Origin of the sequence: Leptolyngbya cf. ectocarpi LEGE 11479, assembly GCF_015207065.1 — a bacterium.
Lineage (GTDB): Bacteria > Cyanobacteriota > Cyanobacteriia > Phormidesmidales > Phormidesmidaceae > Leptothoe > Leptothoe ectocarpi.
In genome coordinates this window covers 1-2,508 of sequence record NZ_JADEXP010000552.1, presented here as the reverse complement: position 1 = coordinate 2,508, position 2,508 = coordinate 1, and the positions used below count along the sequence as shown (strand labels likewise).

Sequence of the window (2,508 nt, the reverse complement as noted above, 5' to 3'; positions counted from 1 at the left end):
CAGCCAAAACCGGCCTATCAAATCATCACAACCTTTAGAGAGACTGTTATAACAGCTGCTTCAGATCGTCAGATTATTCTGGGACTCCAAGACTTGATTGAGCAGGACATTATTCAGGTTCTTCCTAAACGTTAGCTAAAATTTAAGCATAAATATATAAACTGATTTTAACGTTGGGACCAAAATGTGCGATCGCACCATCTCTCTTCCGCCTGATAAAACACCCGATGGTGCTGCAAATACGCCGCCCGAATACTTTCCAACTGTTGCGTATACCCCTGCAGCGCGTTCTCCTGCCCTGCCAACACCGCATCAACCGTCTGCCCCGCCAGCATCCCCGTATACAACCCATTAAAAATCCCCTGGGACGACAGCGGATCAAACGACAGCGCCGCATCCCCCACCGCCAACCAGCCCTCTCCCCAAAAGCGATTTAGCCGGGCTCCACAGGCCTCAGTCAGCACAAATGGCCGAGACTTAGCAACGACCGCTGACAGCTGCTCCGGTGTCAGCATACGCTGCAACAACCCACTAACATGGTGAGCATGGGATAAATAAGTCAGCCAGGTTTCAGGATGACGTCGCACAATACTGGCAATCTTAGGCTCCGTATGAAACACCACTACCCGCTGATGCTCAGCCCCCGGCAACCGCGACGTATACCACCATCCATTGGGCACCGCTTCCACCAGCGTCCGCGTATCTCGATCTTCTGCACAAGACGGCACCCAGGTTACCACCGCCACTAAATCATCATCCCGCTGCCGCCGCGCCCCCAGCTGTCGCGCCACCGCCGCCCGCCGCCCCGTCGCATCCAACAACCAGCGCGCTGTCAGCGTTTGCCCAGAGGTGAGCACCACCGACCAATCCTGACCAGACCACTGGGCCGACCTAACCCGTGCCAGCTGCCGCTGCACACCCGCCTCCAGCGCCGCCTGCCGTAACGACTGATCAAACTTGGGCCGATCCAAATGCCAGCCTAAGCCATTGGGATCTCTGATAAAGTCCGTTTCAATAACCTGAGGAGAACCCCACACGGAGAGATTACCGTAGCAGGGACTATGGCCTCCCGCTTCCACCCGAGCCAGAAGACCCAAATCTCGTAACAGTGGGCGAGCAGCTCCAGGGAGAGACTCGCCCACCTTAGGGGTGCCGGGTTGCACGTCATCAATTAAGCAGACTAAGCGTCCCGCCTGGGCTAGAACCAGAGCTGCGATCGCACCCGCTGGACCAGCACCTGCGATCGCAACCTCAGCCGTTAACATTATCCACCCCCCAACCGCTCCTGCCGCTCACGCCAATAGCGCGCCTCATTGGCCGAGGGAATATACTCACAGAGCAAGTTGTTAAGAAGAGATTCTGGCTCTTCATATCCCACTCCCGACTCCACATAGATCACATCTGGAAAATCAGGATCCTTCGGACCTTCTCGTTTTTCCACAATCCCCAACTTGCCAAACTCTGTGATCATCTCACGAATCTGATCCAGATATTCTCCTGGTAGACCCCGCAACCACACCGCGCGTCGGTTAAACGCCTCCAGGCGCTCTTGCTTAGATTTTTTAGGATCCATCACAGTCTCATAATCTTGTTGGGTCAACACATGGTTGGGCACCCGTGCAGGCCAGAATGTGGGCAAAAACGGATCATACTTGGGAATATAACCAGATCGACAGCTAGAGGTATCCGTCTGCCAAGGCACCGCCATCCAGCGCGTGATATCGCCAGGCGCATTAAAATACAGCGGCCCGTTATCATCCATGACTTCTTTGTGGCTTAACTGGACACCGTAATTGGATTCAGGATTGTTGTCTGTGCGAGGCCGAATTCGAAAAGGAGCCCGATACATGGTGGCATGGCGCATGGGCCAGGTCATCTCGCAGCCTGGATGAAACGCACCGCCCAGGCAAAAATGCATGGCCGCCCGATCCAGTTCTAAGGGTTGTTCTGCAGTGGGATATTGTTCAAGCGTGGAGTGGGTATGGTGATACAGCGTAGAGATATCCACATGGGTACTATCGTCCTCGGGCAGTTCCAAATCATCGGTAAAGTCACCCTCAACCCATTTTTCTAACATCATCAGCTGTGTGTTAGTTAGACACAGGTATTGATTTGCATCCTGGGGTGCTCCCCCCAGCTGTACCGTGTCACCATACATCCAGGGCCACAGCTGCACCGTAGGAGAATTAGGATCCGGCTGAAACTTAGGTTCTGTTTGGGTGGGCAGGCGGAACTGATCGTAAATCTGTCGTCGAAATTCCTGGTAAATATCTTTTTTTAGCTCATTCGCAGGCTGACAAGGAATAATTTGAGACAGTTTTTTTAGAAATACTTTATTGGTAAAGTCAAAGGGAGCACTGTAGCCAAATTGCACCGAAAAGCCATAGTTCACCCACTGGGCATCGCTAAACTGTTGGAAGATGGGCAGAATATGTTTTGTAAATGAAATCTCCTCAGGAAAAGACCACCAGAGACTGCGGGCGGTGGGGTTGATAAACACATCGGTCA

Annotated in this window: 2 protein-coding genes; both read right to left on the bottom strand. The window is 53.0% G+C overall.

Translation table 11 applies throughout. The features are described 5' to 3' along the window. Window positions 1-167: 167 nt before the first annotated feature. Entirely contained in the window at window positions 168-1,265 is a 1,098-nt protein-coding gene (locus IQ260_RS29785) for an NAD(P)/FAD-dependent oxidoreductase (protein ID WP_193996669.1), read from the bottom strand. Then, window positions 1,265-2,508, bottom strand: a 1,244-nt coding sequence (locus tag IQ260_RS29780; protein ID WP_193996668.1) for a LodA/GoxA family CTQ-dependent oxidase, incomplete at its 5' end; no start/stop codon positions are given. The genes IQ260_RS29785 and IQ260_RS29780, both read right to left, overlap by 1 nt.